This window comes from Ottowia flava (assembly GCF_008017535.1).
In the GTDB taxonomy this organism is placed as follows: domain Bacteria; phylum Pseudomonadota; class Gammaproteobacteria; order Burkholderiales; family Burkholderiaceae_C; genus Ottowia; species Ottowia flava.
The window spans coordinates 445042-459446 of record NZ_VRUA01000001.1 but is presented as its reverse complement, the minus strand read 5'-3'; the positions used below and the strand labels follow the sequence as shown (position 1 = coordinate 459446).

At 65.8% G+C, this 14405-nt stretch carries 11 protein-coding genes; 10 read left to right on the top strand and 1 reads right to left on the bottom strand.

What is annotated here, in order from left to right; all coding sequences use genetic code 11:
• The 9 genes from FVQ98_RS02095 to FVQ98_RS02055 all read left to right on the top strand — a co-directional run bounded on the left by FVQ98_RS02095 (position 1) and on the right by FVQ98_RS02055 (position 11276).
• The gene (locus tag FVQ98_RS02095; protein WP_147911745.1) at positions 1 to 603 is read left to right on the top strand and encodes an isochorismatase family protein; all 603 of its coding nucleotides are present in this window, start codon (positions 1 to 3) and stop codon (positions 601 to 603) included.
• Between the two features lie 145 nt (positions 604 to 748).
• The gene (locus tag FVQ98_RS02090; RefSeq protein WP_222707537.1) at positions 749 to 1165 is read left to right on the top strand and encodes a polyhydroxyalkanoate granule-associated phasin; all 417 of its coding nucleotides are present in this window, start codon (positions 749 to 751) and stop codon (positions 1163 to 1165) included.
• 183 nt (positions 1166 to 1348) lie between these two features.
• Complete coding sequence (locus FVQ98_RS02085) at positions 1349 to 3253, top strand: propionate--CoA ligase (RefSeq protein WP_147911744.1); 1905 nt, start codon at positions 1349 to 1351, stop codon at positions 3251 to 3253.
• A gap of 207 nt (positions 3254 to 3460) precedes the next feature.
• Positions 3461 to 6334 (top strand): 2-oxoglutarate dehydrogenase E1 component, encoded by a 2874-nt coding sequence (locus FVQ98_RS02080; RefSeq protein WP_147911743.1) that lies wholly within the window; start codon positions 3461 to 3463, stop codon positions 6332 to 6334.
• Positions 6335 to 6423: 89 nt separating this feature from the next.
• Positions 6424 to 7710 carry a 2-oxoglutarate dehydrogenase complex dihydrolipoyllysine-residue succinyltransferase gene (gene odhB, locus FVQ98_RS02075; RefSeq protein ID WP_147911742.1) on the top strand — a complete coding sequence of 429 codons (1287 nt, stop codon included), beginning with the start codon at positions 6424 to 6426 and terminating at the stop codon, positions 7708 to 7710.
• A 15-nt stretch (positions 7711 to 7725) separates the two neighbouring features.
• Positions 7726 to 8220 carry a DUF2867 domain-containing protein gene (locus tag FVQ98_RS02070; protein ID WP_147911741.1) on the top strand — a complete coding sequence of 165 codons (495 nt, stop codon included), beginning with the start codon at positions 7726 to 7728 and terminating at the stop codon, positions 8218 to 8220.
• Positions 8221 to 8234: 14 nt separating this feature from the next.
• Positions 8235 to 9662 (top strand): dihydrolipoyl dehydrogenase, encoded by a 1428-nt coding sequence (lpdA, locus tag FVQ98_RS02065; RefSeq protein ID WP_147911740.1) that lies wholly within the window; start codon positions 8235 to 8237, stop codon positions 9660 to 9662.
• A 97-nt stretch (positions 9663 to 9759) separates the two neighbouring features.
• Positions 9760 to 10860: a cell division protein ZapE gene (zapE, locus tag FVQ98_RS02060; RefSeq protein ID WP_147911739.1), complete on the top strand. Its 1101-nt coding sequence runs from the start codon at positions 9760 to 9762 to the stop codon at positions 10858 to 10860.
• Entirely contained in the window at positions 10857 to 11276 is a 420-nt protein-coding gene (locus FVQ98_RS02055; RefSeq protein ID WP_147911738.1) for a hypothetical protein, read from the top strand. Before zapE ends, FVQ98_RS02055 begins: the two co-directional genes overlap by 4 nt.
• Before the next feature lie 59 nt (positions 11277 to 11335).
• Here FVQ98_RS02055 and FVQ98_RS02050 read toward each other — a convergent pair whose 3' ends face one another.
• Positions 11336 to 12136, bottom strand: coding sequence for a PP2C family protein-serine/threonine phosphatase (locus tag FVQ98_RS02050; protein ID WP_147911737.1), 801 nt, complete (start codon positions 12134 to 12136; stop codon positions 11336 to 11338).
• A gap of 246 nt (positions 12137 to 12382) precedes the next feature.
• Here FVQ98_RS02050 and FVQ98_RS02045 point away from each other — a divergent pair, with 246 nt between their 5' ends.
• Positions 12383 to 14404, top strand: a complete 2022-nt coding sequence (locus tag FVQ98_RS02045; protein WP_147911736.1) for an ATP-dependent DNA helicase — start codon at positions 12383 to 12385, stop codon at positions 14402 to 14404.
• Position 14405 lies beyond the last annotated feature (1 nt).

Here is a 14405-nt window from a genome sequence, read left to right as displayed (position 1 = left end):
ATGCTGCTCGATGCCGATGACAGCCAGCTGGTGCTGATCGATTACCAGGGCCGCCTGATGCCGGCCATCCATGATCACGCCTTCGTGCTGGCCAATGCGCGCTGTCTGGCCGAGATGGCTAAGCTGGTCGGCGTGCCGGTGTGGGCGACCGAACAGAACCCTGACAAGCTGGGACCGACCGACCCTTCGCTTGCGCCACTGTGCGATGAAATCGTGTCCAAGATGGATTTCAGTGGCGCGCAAGAGCTTCAGCCCTTGCTCGCACCGCCCGCGCCCGCGCAGCGCGGCGGCAACGCGCGCAGCCTGCCGCGCCACCTGCAGAAGCCGGCCGCGCCGGCGTCTGAGCGGAGCACGGTGGTGATTGCTGGTTGCGAGGCACATGTGTGCCTGATGCAGACCGCATTGATGCTGCTGGAGGCGGAGTGGGACGTCTGCGTGGTGACCGATGCCTGTGGCTCGCGCACCGAGCGCAACCGGGACGCAGCTTACGACCGCTTGGCGGGGGCCGGCTGCGAGCTCGTGACGACCGAGATGGTGGGGTTTGAATGGCTGCGTGGCTGCGAGCACCCGGAGTTTCGGGCGCTGCAGGCGCTGGTGAAGTGAGTGCGCCGCTTGGATCCTGCTGCCTGCCTGTATTTGAAGAAATACGGCTGTAGCGCTTGCTGGAGTTGCGCGAGCAGCTATTAAGTTTGTAGTAAATGGTTTGTGGCCTGGCTGCGATCCCAACCGTCCCGAAAGGGTGAGAAAAATGGTGTCTTCCAAACAACTGCGCCTCACGCGCGACGCTGCCCAAATGGCCAACGCGGTGCCGCAGGTGGTGTTGCACCGCGTTAGCCGCATGATGACCGCGGGCGTCGTACCCAACCGACGCGACCAGGAGGAGTTCTACCGGATGGGCGCCGAAAAAGTGGCGGCTTTCGGCGAATCCTGGACAGCCATGTCGATGCAGGCCATGGCCGCGCAGCAGCAGTTCGTCGGTTGGTGGATGCAGACCTGGTGGCAAGTCGCGCTGGGTGGCTGGACCAATCCGCCGACGTTCCAGCACCTGTCCAACAGCGCGCAACGCCGCTGGATGAATTCCATGCTGGACGTGGCCGCGCGCGGCATGGCCCCGGTGCACCGACGCGCCGTTGCCAACGCGCAGCGCCTGAACGGCAAGCGCTGAGCCGGCTGTCCCCAAGGTTTGCGGGGACGCGCTGACCGGGGGCCGGGCACTTGACGCGGGTCAAGGTGGTTTTCGCGTCAGTTTTTCGCAAGCGCTGGCTCGACATAATGGTCGATTCATGTGTCGGTCGGCGGCATGCGCCCAGCGTCGAGCGACGGATTTCCCAGCGCCCAGGAGACAACCGTGGCCAGCTACGCCGACTTTTACCGCCGTTCCATTGACGACCGCGACGCCTTCTGGGCCGAGCAGGCCCAACTGATCGACTGGCAGACCCCGCCCCAGACGGTGTGTGACTACAGCAACCCTCCGTTTGCGCGCTGGTTTGCAGGCGGCACCACCAACCTGTGCCACAACGCGGTGGACCGTCACCTGGCCGAACGGGGCGACCAGCCGGCGCTGATCTTCGTCTCGACCGAGACCGACCAGGAAACCATCTACACCTTCCGCCAGCTGCACGCCGAGGTGCAGCGCATGGCCGCCGTGCTGCAGGGTCTGGGCGTGAAGAAGGGCGACCGCGTCCTGATCTACATGCCGATGATCGCGGAGGCCTGTTTTGCCATGCTGGCGTGCGCGCGCATCGGCGCCATCCACTCGGTGGTGTTCGGCGGCTTTGCGTCGGGCTCGCTCGCCACCCGCATCGACGACGCCGAACCCACCGTCATCGTCAGCGCCGACGCCGGTTCGCGCGCGGGCAAGCCGGTGCCCTACAAGCATCTGCTGGACGAAGCCATTCAGCTCGCCAAACACAAGCCGAAGGCGGTGCTGCTGGTCGACCGCGGCCTGGCGCCGATGAAGCTGGTGGAGGGGCGCGATCAACTGTGGGGCGCGCTGCGCGAGGCCAACCTGAACGCGCAAGTGCCCTGCGAGTGGGTCGACGCCACGCACCCGAGCTACACGCTCTACACCAGCGGCACCACCGGCAAGCCCAAGGGCGTGCAGCGCGACACGGGCGGCTACGCGGTGGCGTTGGCCGCGTCGATGCGTTACATCTATTGCGGCAACCCGGGCGAGACTTTCTTCAGCACCAGCGACATCGGCTGGGTGGTGGGGCACAGCTACATCATCTATGGCCCGCTGATCGGCGGCATGGCCACGATCATGTACGAGGGCACGCCGGTGCGGCCCGATGGCGGCATCTGGTGGCAACTGGTCGAGAAGTACAAGGTCACCGTGATGTTCAGCGCGCCGACGGCGGTCCGCGTGCTCAAGAAGCAGGATCCGGCGTACCTGACCAAGTACGACCTGTCTTCGCTGCGCACGCTGTTTCTCGCCGGTGAACCGCTGGACGAGCCCACCGCGAAATGGATCAGTGAAGGCCTCAAGGGCAAACCGATCGTCGACAACTATTGGCAGACAGAGACCGGCTGGCCGATTCTGGCGGTGTGCAATGGCGTCGAGCCCACGCCCACCAAGTTCGGCTCGCCGGGCAAGGCCGTCTACGGCTACAACGTCAAGCTGCTGGACGACCAGACAGGTGCCGAGCTGACCGGAGCCAACCAGAAAGGCGTGATCGCCATCGAAGGCCCGCTGCCGCCCGGATGCATGCAGACCGTGTGGCGCGACGACGCACGGTTCGTCAACACTTACTGGTCATCGGTTCCGAACAAGCTGGTCTACAGTACCTTCGACTGGGGTATTCGCGACGAGGACGGCTATTACTTCATCCTCGGGCGCACCGACGACGTGATCAACGTTGCCGGCCACCGTCTGGGCACCCGCGAGATCGAGGAGGCCATCTCCAGTCACCCGAACGTGGCCGAGGTGGCCGTGGTCGGCGTAGCCGATCAGCTCAAGGGCCAGGTGGCGATGGCGTTTGCCGTGCTCAAGGACGCCGGCCAGCTTGATGACCCCGCAGCGATGCTCAAGCTGGAAGGCGAGGTGATGAAGGTGGTCGATGGATCGCTCGGCGCTGTGGCCCGCCCCGAGCGCGTGCGCTTCGTCACGGTGCTGCCCAAGACTCGCTCGGGCAAGCTGCTGCGCCGCGCGGTACAGGCGGTGTGCGAGGGGCGCGATCCCGGCGATCTGACGACCATGGAAGACCCGGCTGCGTTGCAGCAGATCAAGGATCTGGTCGCGCCAGTGGTCTGAACCCGGTGCCCACGCGGGGCGCAGGGTCTTGTCAGGGTGCATCCACGTGCGCCGGAAAGACCCTGCGGTTCGGTGGCACAATTGATCCTGCGAAGTTTCTACGGCCCTTCCCAGCCAGTCGCGTCCGCCAACCGGTTCAGCCGTGACGCGGAAGGTTTCTCCACCAGCTCGATCCTCCTGAAGGGAGGTGAAAGGTCAGCGTACGCCATGAACGAGACGAAAACCGTCTACACCACCTATCAGGGCAACAGCTATCTCTTCGGCGGCAACGCGCCGTATGTGGAAGAGATGTATGAAAACTACCTCGCCAATCCGGGCAGCGTGCCGGATTCGTGGCGCGAGTATTTCGATGCCCTCCAGCATGTCCCCGCCGTCGACGGCAGCAGCGCGCGCGATGTGCCGCACTTGCCGGTCATTAACGCCTTTGCCGAGCGGGCCAAGCAGGGCGGCACGCAGGTGGTCGTGGCGTCTGGCGCCGACTCCGAGCTGGGCCGCAAGCGCACCGCCGTCCAGCAGCTGATTGCCGCCTACCGCAACGTGGGTGCGCGCTGGGCCGATCTGGATCCGCTCAAGCGCACTGAGCGCCAGGACATCCCCGAACTGGACCCGGCGTTCTACGGCTTCACCGACGCCGACATGGAAACGGTGTTCAACACCAGCAACACGTTCTTCGGCAAGGACACCATGTCTCTGCGCGACCTGCTGAACGCGCTGCGCGAGACTTACTGCGGCACCATCGGCGCCGAGTACATGTACATCACCGACCAGGGCCAGAAGCGCTGGTGGCAGGAAAAGCTGGAGAGCGCGCGCACCAATCCGCACCTCGACGCGGAGCAGAAAAAGCACGTGCTGGAGCGCCTGACGGCCGCCGAAGGGCTGGAGCGTTTCCTGCACACCAAGTACGTGGGCCAGAAGCGTTTCTCGCTCGAGGGTGGCGAAAGCTTCATCGTCGCCATGGACGAGCTGATCCAGAAGGCGGGCACCGAAGGCGTGCAGGAAATTGTGATCGGCATGGCCCACCGCGGCCGCCTGAACGTGCTGGTCAACACGCTGGGCAAGATGCCGTCGATGCTGTTTGCCGAGTTCGACCACACCGCACCTGAGGAACTGCCCGCCGGTGACGTGAAGTACCACCAGGGCTTTTCCAGCGACGTCAGCACGGCCGGCGGCCCGGTGCACCTGTCGCTGGCTTTCAACCCATCGCACCTCGAGATCGTGAACCCGGTGGTGGAAGGCAGCGTGCGTGCGCGTCTGGACCGCCGTGGCGACCACGAAGGCGACACCGTCCTGCCCGTGCTGGTGCACGGCGATGCGGCCTTCGCCGGCCAGGGCGTGGTCATGGAAACGCTGGCGCTGGCGCAGACCCGTGGCTACTACACCGGCGGCACGGTCCACATCGTCATCAACAACCAGATCGGCTTCACCACCAGCGACCCGCGCGACACGCGCTCCACGCTGTACTGCACCGACGTGGTCAAGATGATCGAGGCGCCGGTTCTGCACGTGAACGGCGACGACCCCGAGGCCGTGGTGCTGTGCATGCAGTTGGCGCTGCAGTACCGGCAGGAATTCAATCAGGACGTGGTGGTGGACATCGTCTGCTACCGCAAGCTGGGCCACAACGAGCAGGACACCCCCATGCTCACCCAGCCGCTGATGTACACCAAGATCGGCAAGCACCCCGGCACGCGCCGCCTCTATGGCGACAAGCTGATCGCCCAGGGCGTGTTGACCGAAGGTGGTCCCGACGAGATGGTGGCCGCCTACCGCGCCGCCATGGACGCGGGCAAGCACACGTTTGACCCGGTGCTGACCAACTTCAAGAGCAAGTACGCCGTCGACTGGCAGCCCCACCTGAACCAGAAGTGGACCGACGTGGCCGACACGTCGATTCCGCTGGCCGAGTGGAAGCGCCTGGCCGAGCGCATCACCACCGTGCCGGAAGGCTTCACGGTGCACACGCTGGTCAAGAAGGTGCTGGAAGACCGCGCTGCCATGGGCCGCGGTGAGATCAACGTCGACTGGGGCATGGGCGAAAGCATGGCTTTTGCTTCGCTGGTGGCCAGCGGCTACCCGATCCGCCTGTCGGGCGAAGACAGTGGCCGCGGCACCTTCGTGCACCGCCACGCTGTGCTGCACGATCAGAAGCGCGAGAAGTGGGACGTCGGCACCTACGTCCCGCTGCAACACGTTTCCGACGGCCAGGCGCCGTTCGTCGTGATCGACTCGATCCTGTCGGAAGAAGCCGTGCTCGGCTTCGAGTACGGTTACGCCTCGACCGACCCGCAAACCCTGGTGATCTGGGAAGCGCAGTTTGGCGACTTCGTCAACGGCGCGCAGGTGCTGATCGACCAGTTCATCGCCTCGGGTGAAGTGAAATGGGGCCGCGTCAACGGCCTGACCATGATGCTGCCGCACGGCTACGAAGGGCAGGGCCCAGAGCACTCCTCGGCGCGCCTGGAACGCTTCATGCAGTTGGCCGCCGAGACCAACATGCAGATCGTGCAGCCGACCACGGCCAGCCAGATCTTCCATGTGCTGCGCCGCCAGATGATCCGCCCGCTGCGCAAGCCGCTGATCATCATGACGCCCAAGTCGCTGCTGCGCAACAAGGACGCCACTTCGCCGGTGTCCGAGTTCACCAAGGGCGGTTTTCAGACCGTGATCGCCGACAAGGCCGATCTGAAGGCCGACAGTGTCAAGCGCGTGATCGCCTGCTCGGGCAAGGTTTACTACGACCTGGCCAAGAAGCGCGAAGAGAACGGCGTGAAAGACGTTGCCATCCTGCGTGTCGAGCAGTTGTACCCGTTCCCGCACAAGGCGTTCGCGACCGAAATCAAGAAGTACCCCAACGCGACCGAGATCGTATGGTGTCAGGACGAGCCGCAGAACCAGGGCGCCTGGTTCTTCGTGCAGCACTACATCCACGAAAACATGCTGGCCGGCCAGAAGCTGGGCTACGCGGGCCGCGCCGCCTCCGCCTCGCCGGCGGTGGGCTACGCGCACCTGCACCAGGACCAGCAGAAAGCCCTGATCGACGCCGCCTTCGGTCGTCTCAAAGGCTTTGTGCTGCAAAAGTAAGCGGGTGGGGCTGCAGCCTTGCGCCACACCGGCCGGCTGCCGCTCCCTGCATCCTGAAGAACACGCTCTGAACAAACTGGATTACGAACATGGCAATCGTTGAAGTCAAGGTACCGCAGCTGTCCGAATCCGTGGCCGAAGCCACGCTGCTGCAATGGAAGAAAAAGGCAGGTGAGGCCGTCAAGGCCGACGAGATCCTCGTCGAAGTCGAAACCGACAAGGTCGTGCTGGAAGTGCCCGCGCCGTCCGCTGGCGTGCTGGCCGAAATCGTTCAGCCGGATGGCGCCACCGTCGTGGCCGACCAGCTGATTGCTCGCATCGACACCGCTGCCGTGGCCGGTGCTGCGGCGCCGGCACCGGCTGCCGCGCCCGCAGCAGCGCCTGCTGCAACTCCGGCCCCCGCGGCGCCCGCGACGGCAGGTGGCTCCAAGTCCGACATCGCCATGCCCGCCGCCGCCAAGCTGATGGCCGACAACAACCTGGCCGCCGGCTCGGTCGCCGGCACCGGCAAGGACGGCCGCGTGACCAAGGGTGATGTGCTGGGTGCTATGCAATCGGGAGCTGCCAGCGCAGGTGGCTCTAGCGCTGCAGCCCAAAAACCTGCCAATATCCCGACCGGTGCGCCGACCAGCGCGCTGCCGCAAGTCGCTTCGCCCGCCGCCCCCAATCTGGGCGACCGCCCTGAGCAGCGCGTGCCGATGACACGCCTGCGCGCCCGCATTGCGGAGCGCCTGCTGCAGTCGCAGTCGACCAACGCCATCCTGACGACGTTCAACGAAGTGAACATGCAGCCGGTGATGGACCTGCGCAAGACCTTCCAGGACCAGTTCGTCAAGGAACACGGCGTCAAGCTCGGCTTCATGAGCTTCTTTGTCAAGGCGGCCGTCCACGCGCTGAAGAAGTTCCCGGCCGTCAACGCCTCGATCGACGGCAACGACATCATTTACCACGGCTACTTCGACATCGGCATCGCCGTCAGCTCGCCGCGCGGCCTGGTCGTGCCGATCCTGCGCAACGCCGACCAGATGAGCTTTGCCGACATCGAGAAGAAGATCGCCGAATACGGCCAGAAGGCCAAGGACGGCAAGCTGAGCATCGAAGAGATGACCGGCGGCACCTTCTCGATCTCCAACGGCGGCACCTTCGGCTCGATGATGTCCACGCCGATCATCAACCCGCCGCAGTCGGCCATCCTGGGCGTGCACGCCACCAAGGACCGCGCCGTGGTGGAAAACGGCCAGATCGTGGTGCGCCCGATGAACTACCTGGCCATGTCGTACGACCACCGCATCATTGACGGCCGCGAAGCCGTTCTGAGCCTGGTCACCATGAAGGAAGCGCTGGAAGAGCCGGCGCGCCTGCTGTTCGACATCTGAGCGGGCCACTGGTCGATGCCCCGCGCGCGCAAGGTGTCCGTGCCGCCGCACAGCCAGGTGCACGCACGCCTGCGCGGCGCCAACTTTCATGACGCCTACGAGGCCGACGACGCTCTACCGCAAGCCAGTGCGATGGACAGCTGGTTGGCGGTGGTCGGCCGCACGCCGGGGTGGGTCGATCGCGCGATGGATCTGCGCAACGCCGTCGTGGCGCGGATCGGCTTGAAGGACCTGGGACGCTTGAAGCCCGCGCAGGGCGGTAACCGAGCCTACGCCGTGGGCGACCGGGTTGGTATTTTTTCGCTGCAGCACCTGAGCGAGGACGAGGTGGTGATGACCGATGCGGATCGCCACCTTGACGTCTGGGTTTCGCTGCTCAAACTGCGCGCCGAGCGCAAGATCGTGGTCTCCACCGTGGTGCAGGTGCACAACGCGTTGGGCCGTCTGTACATGTTGCCGGTGGCGCCCGTCCATCGGCTGATCGTGCCAGCCATGCTGGCCACCTCCTAGACAGGAACTTTCCCATGAGCAAGTCATTCGACGTCGTCGTCATCGGCGCTGGCCCCGGCGGCTACATCGCCGCCATCCGCGCCGCCCAGCTGGGTATGAACGTGGCCTGCGTGGACGAGTGGAAGAACGACAAGGGCGGCCCCGCGCTCGGTGGCACCTGCACCAACGTCGGCTGCATCCCGTCCAAGGCGCTGCTGCAGAGTTCGGAGCATTACGAGCACGCCAGCAAGCACTTTGCCGAGCACGGCATCGCCGTCAGCGGCTTGAAGATGGATGTGGCCAAGATGATTGGCCGCAAGGACGCCGTGGTCAAGCAGAACAACGACGGCATCCTGTACCTGTTCAAGAAGAACAAGGTGGCGTTCTTCCACGGCCGTGGTTCGTTCGTGAAGGCGGTCGATGGCGGATATGAAATTGCCGTCACCGGCGCGCAGAGCGAAACGCTGCAGGCCAAGCAGGTCATCATCGCCACGGGCTCCAGCGCCCGCGGCCTGCCCGGCACGCCGTTCGACGAAGAGCTGGTGCTGAGCAACGACGGTGCGCTGCGCGTGGGCGCCGTGCCCAAGAAGCTGGGCTTGGTCGGTTCGGGCGTGATCGGGCTGGAAATGGGCAGCGTGTGGCGCCGCCTGGGCGCCGAAGTCACGGTGCTGGAAGCGCTGCCGACCTTTCTGGGCGCCGTGGACGAGCAGATCGCCAAGGAAGCCAAGAAGGCCTTTGACAAGCAGGGCCTGAAGATCGAGCTGGGTGTGAAGGTCGGCGAGATCAAGGCCGCCAAGAAGGGCGTCAGCGTCGCCTACACCGACGCCAAGGGCGACGCCCAGAAGCTCGACGTGGACAAGCTGATCGTCTCAATCGGCCGCGTGCCCAATACGCAAGGCCTGAACGCCGAAGCCGTGGGCCTGAAGCTGGGCGAGCGCGGTGACGTCGTGGTGGACGACGAATGCCGCACCAACCTGCCGGGCGTGTGGGCGGTGGGCGACGTCGTGCGCGGCCCCATGCTGGCGCACAAGGCCGAGGAAGAGGGCGTGGCGGTGGCAGAGCGTATCGCTGGCCAGCACGGGCACGTTGACTTCAACCTGGTGCCCTGGGTGATCTACACCAGCCCCGAAATCGCCTGGGTCGGCAAGACCGAGCAGCAACTGAAGGCCGAAGGCGTGAAGTACAAGGCCGGCACCTTCCCGTTCCTGGCCAACGGCCGCGCGCGCGCGCTGGGCGACACCACGGGCATGGTCAAGTTCTTGGCCGACGCGGCCACGGACGAGATCCTGGGCGTGCACATCGTCGGCCCGCAGGCCAGCGAGCTGATCGCCGAGGCCTGCGTGGCCATGGCCTTCCGCGCCAGCAGCGAAGACATCGCCCGCATCTGCCACGCGCACCCGTCGCTCAGCGAATCGACGAAGGAAGCCGCGCTGGCGGTGGACAAGCGCACGCTCAACTTCTGACGGCCGGTCTTTCCGGTTTGTGAGTCAAAACGGCTGCCCGCCCTACAGCGATATGCGCGGGCAGCTACCAAATTGATAGTTGAGGAGAGGGCTGCCCATGAGCAGCGTGCGTGAGATCTACGAGGCCGAGCTGAAGGCCCGGGGCTTTCAGAGCGACCCGGCCCAGTTGCGCGCTGTGGCGGCGCTGCAGCGTTGTGCCGACGACTGGGCGGCGTACAAGGGCAAGCGCGGCAACGCGTTCAAGAAGCTTTTCAACCGCCCGGACGTTCCCAAGGGCGTGTACATGTACGGCGGCGTGGGGCGCGGCAAGAGCTTCCTCATGGAGTGCTTCTACAACGCTGTGCCAATCAAGCGCAAGACGCGCCTGCACTTTCACGAATTCATGCGCGAGGTGCACCGTGAACTGGCGGGCCTCAAGGGCATCGCCGACCCGCTGGACGAGTTGGGGCGCCGCATGGCGGTCAAGTTCAAGCTGATCTGCTTTGACGAATTTCACGTGGCCGACGTCACCGACGCCATGATCCTGCACCGCCTTTTGGTGGCGTTGTTCGACAACGGCGTGGGCTTTGTCACCACCAGCAATTTCAAGCCGGATGACCTGTACCCGGGCGGTCTGCACCGCGACCGCATCCTGCCGGCCATCAAGTTGCTGAACGAGCGCATGGAAGTGGTGAACGTGGACAACGGCACCGACTACCGCCACCGCACGCTGCAGCAGGTGCAGCTGTACCACACGCCACTGGGCGCCGCGGCCGACGCGGCGATGACCGAGACCTTCAACCGCCTGGCCACGGGCCCGGACGAAGACCCGGTGCTGCACATCGAGGCGCGCGAGATTCAGGCCCGGCGCCGAGCGGGCGGCGTGGTGTGGTTCGACTTCCGCACACTGTGCGGTGGTCCGCGTTCGCAGAACGATTACCTGGAAATCGCCTCGCAGTTCAACACCGTGATGCTGTCCGACGTGCCGCACATGCCGGTGCGCATGGCGTCGGAGGCGCGCCGCTTCACCTGGCTGGTGGACGTCCTGTACGACCGCCACGTCAAGTTCATCGTGTCGGCCGCCGTGCCTCCGGAAGAGCTGTACACCGAAGGGCCGCTGGCGCATGAATTCCCGCGCACGGTGAGCCGCCTCAACGAGATGCAGTCGGCCGAGTACCTTGCGCTGGAACACCGCACCGTCGATACTCATTTGACATGAAGCGCGCCCAGATTCTGTTCATCTTCCCGGTGCTGGCCCTGGTCACGGGCTGCACGTCCACTCCGCCGGCGCCCCCGGTGCCACCAGCTGAGGTGGTGCGAAAGATTCCGCCCCAGGTGCAGGCGCCGACCGGGCTCAACGACCAAGATTTCGACGCCTGGCTGACTGCTCAACGCGCACGTGTCAGCGATGCGCGCTCCGCCGCCCATCGCCAGTACAGCGAGGCCGAGTTCGCATGCTGGCGGCGCTTTGCGGTGAACGATTGCCTGCTGGACGCCCGTAAGCAGCGTCGGGGAGCGCTCGACGGTTTGCGTGAAGAAGAACTGGCGCTCAACCTGCAGGAGCGCCAGCGCACGACGACCGCGCGCCTCAAGACACTGGAAGGCAAGCAGCGCGCTGCCGAACCCAAGCAGTAGAGTGTTGCCGAGCGCCACGGCCGCCTGTCCGGCGCGTGGCGGCCGTTGCGGCGCCGGGCTCAGCGCAGCGGCGCGAAGGCCGAGCCGATCGGCGGCTTGTTGCTTGCCAGGGGTTCGACCTTGACGATGGCCAGCGAGAGGTTGTCGCCGCCGCCCATGGCGCGTGAACGCGCTTTCTCGACCAGGAACTCGCTGGCTTCACGCGGTGGCAGTGAATTCAGTACAGAGCCAAGTTCATCGTCGGTGAAGTAGTGCCACAGGCCGTCGGAGCAGGCCAGCAGCGAATCGCCAATCTGCAACTGCGGGATGTAGTGCGATTCGATCTCAGGTTCGCCCTCGGTACCCAGGCAGCCCAGCAGCACGTTCGACTTGGGGTGCACCATGGCTTCTTCGTCGGTCAACTCGCCCTGGTCCACCAGCGCCTGCACGTAAGACTGGTCTTTGGTGCGCCGCACCAGCGTGGCGCCGCGAAAGTGGTACAGACGCGAGTCGCCGGTATGCGCCCAATGGCATTCGCCACCCGGGTTGATCAGGAAGGCCGCCATGGTGCTGTGCGGTTCCTGTTCTGCCGCGATGGCGGTCAGCTTGATGACCAAGTGAGACTCTTGACCGATCTGGCGCAGCGCGGATGCGCCGTCTTCGCTGTCGGGCGCGTAGCGCTCGAACAGCTGGCGGGAGGTCAGCAGCACTTGATCGGACGCCTTGCGGCCACCCGTGCGCCCGCCCATGCCGTCTGCGACCACACCCATCACACAGCCGGCCACGCGCGGATGAGCAAGCAGGCTGACTTGATCCTGCTGGTATTCGCGGTCCCCCTTGTGAATGCCGGTGGCTGCGCTGAGTCGATATCCCTTGTCCATATTCTTGTGCTGCCTGAGGCGGTATACGGCAAAGCCCTATTATTCATGCAATGGTCGTCAGGCCGTTAGGTGTTCGCGATGGTCGGCTCGCGCGATGACGTTTATTGGCCTCAGCGTGACTTCGGCACGCTCGCCTGCGTTGCCATCTGACTGTGCTGGTCGGTCATTTCTGCGCGGCTGCGGGCGCTTTTGCCTGGCGCCTGCGCCGTGTGCTCCCATCGATCTCCTCTTGTCGCTTCGTAATCCATGACGTCTCTGGAACAAGCCGTGGCGGCGGCATTCGCGCCGGACGGTGCGCTCGCCTGCGCTGCCGACGGCTTTCGTGAGCGTGAAGGCCAGACCCGGCTTGCACTGGCGATTGCCCGCACGGTGGAGCAGGGGGGTGAACTGGTTGCCGAAGCCGCTACTGGCGTGGGCAAGACCTTTGCCTATCTGGTGCCAGCGCTGCTGTCGGGCGAACGCGTGCTGCTCTCGACGGCCACCAAGGCGCTGCAAGACCAGTTGTTCGCGCGCGATTTGCCGCAACTGGCGGCCGCGCTGGGCGTGCCGGTGCGCATGGCGCTGCTGAAGGGACGGGCCAGCTACCTGTGCCGGCACCGGATGAACTTTGCCGAAGCTGCACTGGGCAGCCATGAACTGGGGTTGCGCGTGGCGCTTGGCAAGGTGGCTCGCTGGGCACAGGCGACGCGCACCGGCGACTTGGGCGAGATGCCGGGGCTGGACGAGCGCTCGCCGGTGATCCCCCTGGTCACCTCGACGCGTGAGAACTGCCTCGGTGCCGAGTGCCCGCAGTTTCGCCAGTGCCACGTCAACCAGGCGCGGCGCGATGCGATGGCGGCCGACGTGGTCGTCATCAACCACCATCTGTTCTTTGCCGACATGGCGGTGCGCGAATCCGGCATGGCCGAGTTGCTGCCGACGGTGCGCGTGGTGGTCTTCGACGAGGCCCACCAGCTCAACGAGACCGGCGTGCAGTTCCTTGGCCGGCACCTGGCCACGGGGCAACTCCTCGACTTCGCACGGGACCTGCTGGCGGCGGGCCTTCAGCATGCGCGCGGCCTGGCCGATTGGCTGGTGTTGGCGGGCGATGTGGAACGCGCTGCGCGCGACCTGCGCATGGCCGCCGGCCCAGCCAAGAGCACGCAGCGCCTGCGCTGGACGCTGCGCGAGCCGGATGGCGTTGATCGCGACGCCTGGGCCTTGGCCATCGCTGGTCTTGGGCGCGCGCTGGCGCTAGCGGAGCGGGCGCTTGCCGGGGTTGCCGAGACCGCGCCCGATCTGGCGCGCCTGCAGGAGCGCGCCGGCGAGCTGGGCGAGCGGACCGCCCGCTTCAGCGCGCCGGGCGCCGCCGGTTTCGTGCGCTGGCTGGACGTGGCCGCCGGACTGCGCTTGATCGAATCCCCACTTGACATCGCCGAGGCCGTGCAGACCAAGCTGCTCACCCAACCCGCGGAAGCGGTGGGACGGCGCGCATGGGTGTTCGTATCGGCCACGCTGGGCGCGGACGAGCGCCTGACCTGGTTCACCGGGCCGTGCGGGCTGGAGAACGCTGAAGTGCTGCAGATCGGCAGCCCCTTCGACTACGCACGCCAGGCCGCGCTGTATGTGCCCGAAGACATCGCCCGACCGGCCGACGCGCAGCACAGCGGCGATGTCGCCCGACTGGCCGGCGACATCGCCGAGCGCCTGGGTGGTCGCACGCTGGTGCTGACGACGACGCTGCGCGCGCTGCGCGCAATCGGCGAGGTGCTGGCACTGCGCTTTGGCGAACGGGCGGGGCCGGAGGTCCTGCTGCAGGGCACGCTGCCCAAGCGCGTGCTGATGGACCGTTTTCGGGCCGCTGCGGGCGATGCCTTGGGTCGCGGCTGCGTGCTGGTCGGCTCCGCCTCGTTCTGGGAAGGCGTGGATATGCCGGGCGACGCGCTGCAGTGCGTCGTGATCGACAAACTGCCCTTTCCGCCGCCGGGCGACCCCTTGGTTGAGGCGCGCTGCCAGCGGTTGGAAGACCAGGGGCGCAGCGCGTTTGCTGCCTATTCCGTGCCCGCGGCGGCGGTGGCGCTCAAGCAGGGCGCGGGCCGCCTGATCCGCCGCGAGACGGACGCCGGGCTGCTGGTGATTTGCGACACGCGACTGCTGAACATGGGTTACGGTCGCCGTCTGCTGGCCGCGCTGCCGCCCATGCCGCAACTGGCTGGCCCGGCCGATCTGGCAAAAATGCTAGACCGCTTGGTGGCGCAATGCCAGGGCGCGCCTGCGGTAGAGAATTGAT

Bases quoted from the DNA above. Each gene is read 5' to 3' on its own strand.
- lpdA (WP_147911740.1), top strand. From the start codon at position 8,235: ATGAGCAAGTCATTCGACGTCGTCGTCATCGGCGCTGGCCCCGGCGGC.
- FVQ98_RS02055 (WP_147911738.1), top strand. From the start codon at position 10,857: ATGAAGCGCGCCCAGATTCTGTTCATCTTCCCGGTGCTGGCCCTGGTC.
- FVQ98_RS02045 (WP_147911736.1), top strand. From the start codon at position 12,383: ATGACGTCTCTGGAACAAGCCGTGGCGGCGGCATTCGCGCCGGACGGT.
- FVQ98_RS02090 (WP_222707537.1), top strand. From the start codon at position 749: ATGGTGTCTTCCAAACAACTGCGCCTCACGCGCGACGCTGCCCAAATG.
- odhB (WP_147911742.1), top strand. From the start codon at position 6,424: ATGGCAATCGTTGAAGTCAAGGTACCGCAGCTGTCCGAATCCGTGGCC.
- zapE (WP_147911739.1), top strand. From the start codon at position 9,760: ATGAGCAGCGTGCGTGAGATCTACGAGGCCGAGCTGAAGGCCCGGGGC.
- FVQ98_RS02080 (WP_147911743.1), top strand. From the start codon at position 3,461: ATGAACGAGACGAAAACCGTCTACACCACCTATCAGGGCAACAGCTAT.
- FVQ98_RS02050 (WP_147911737.1), bottom strand. From the start codon at position 12,136: ATGGACAAGGGATATCGACTCAGCGCAGCCACCGGCATTCACAAGGGG.
- FVQ98_RS02070 (WP_147911741.1), top strand. From the start codon at position 7,726: ATGCCCCGCGCGCGCAAGGTGTCCGTGCCGCCGCACAGCCAGGTGCAC.
- FVQ98_RS02095 (WP_147911745.1), top strand. From the start codon at position 1: ATGCTGCTCGATGCCGATGACAGCCAGCTGGTGCTGATCGATTACCAG.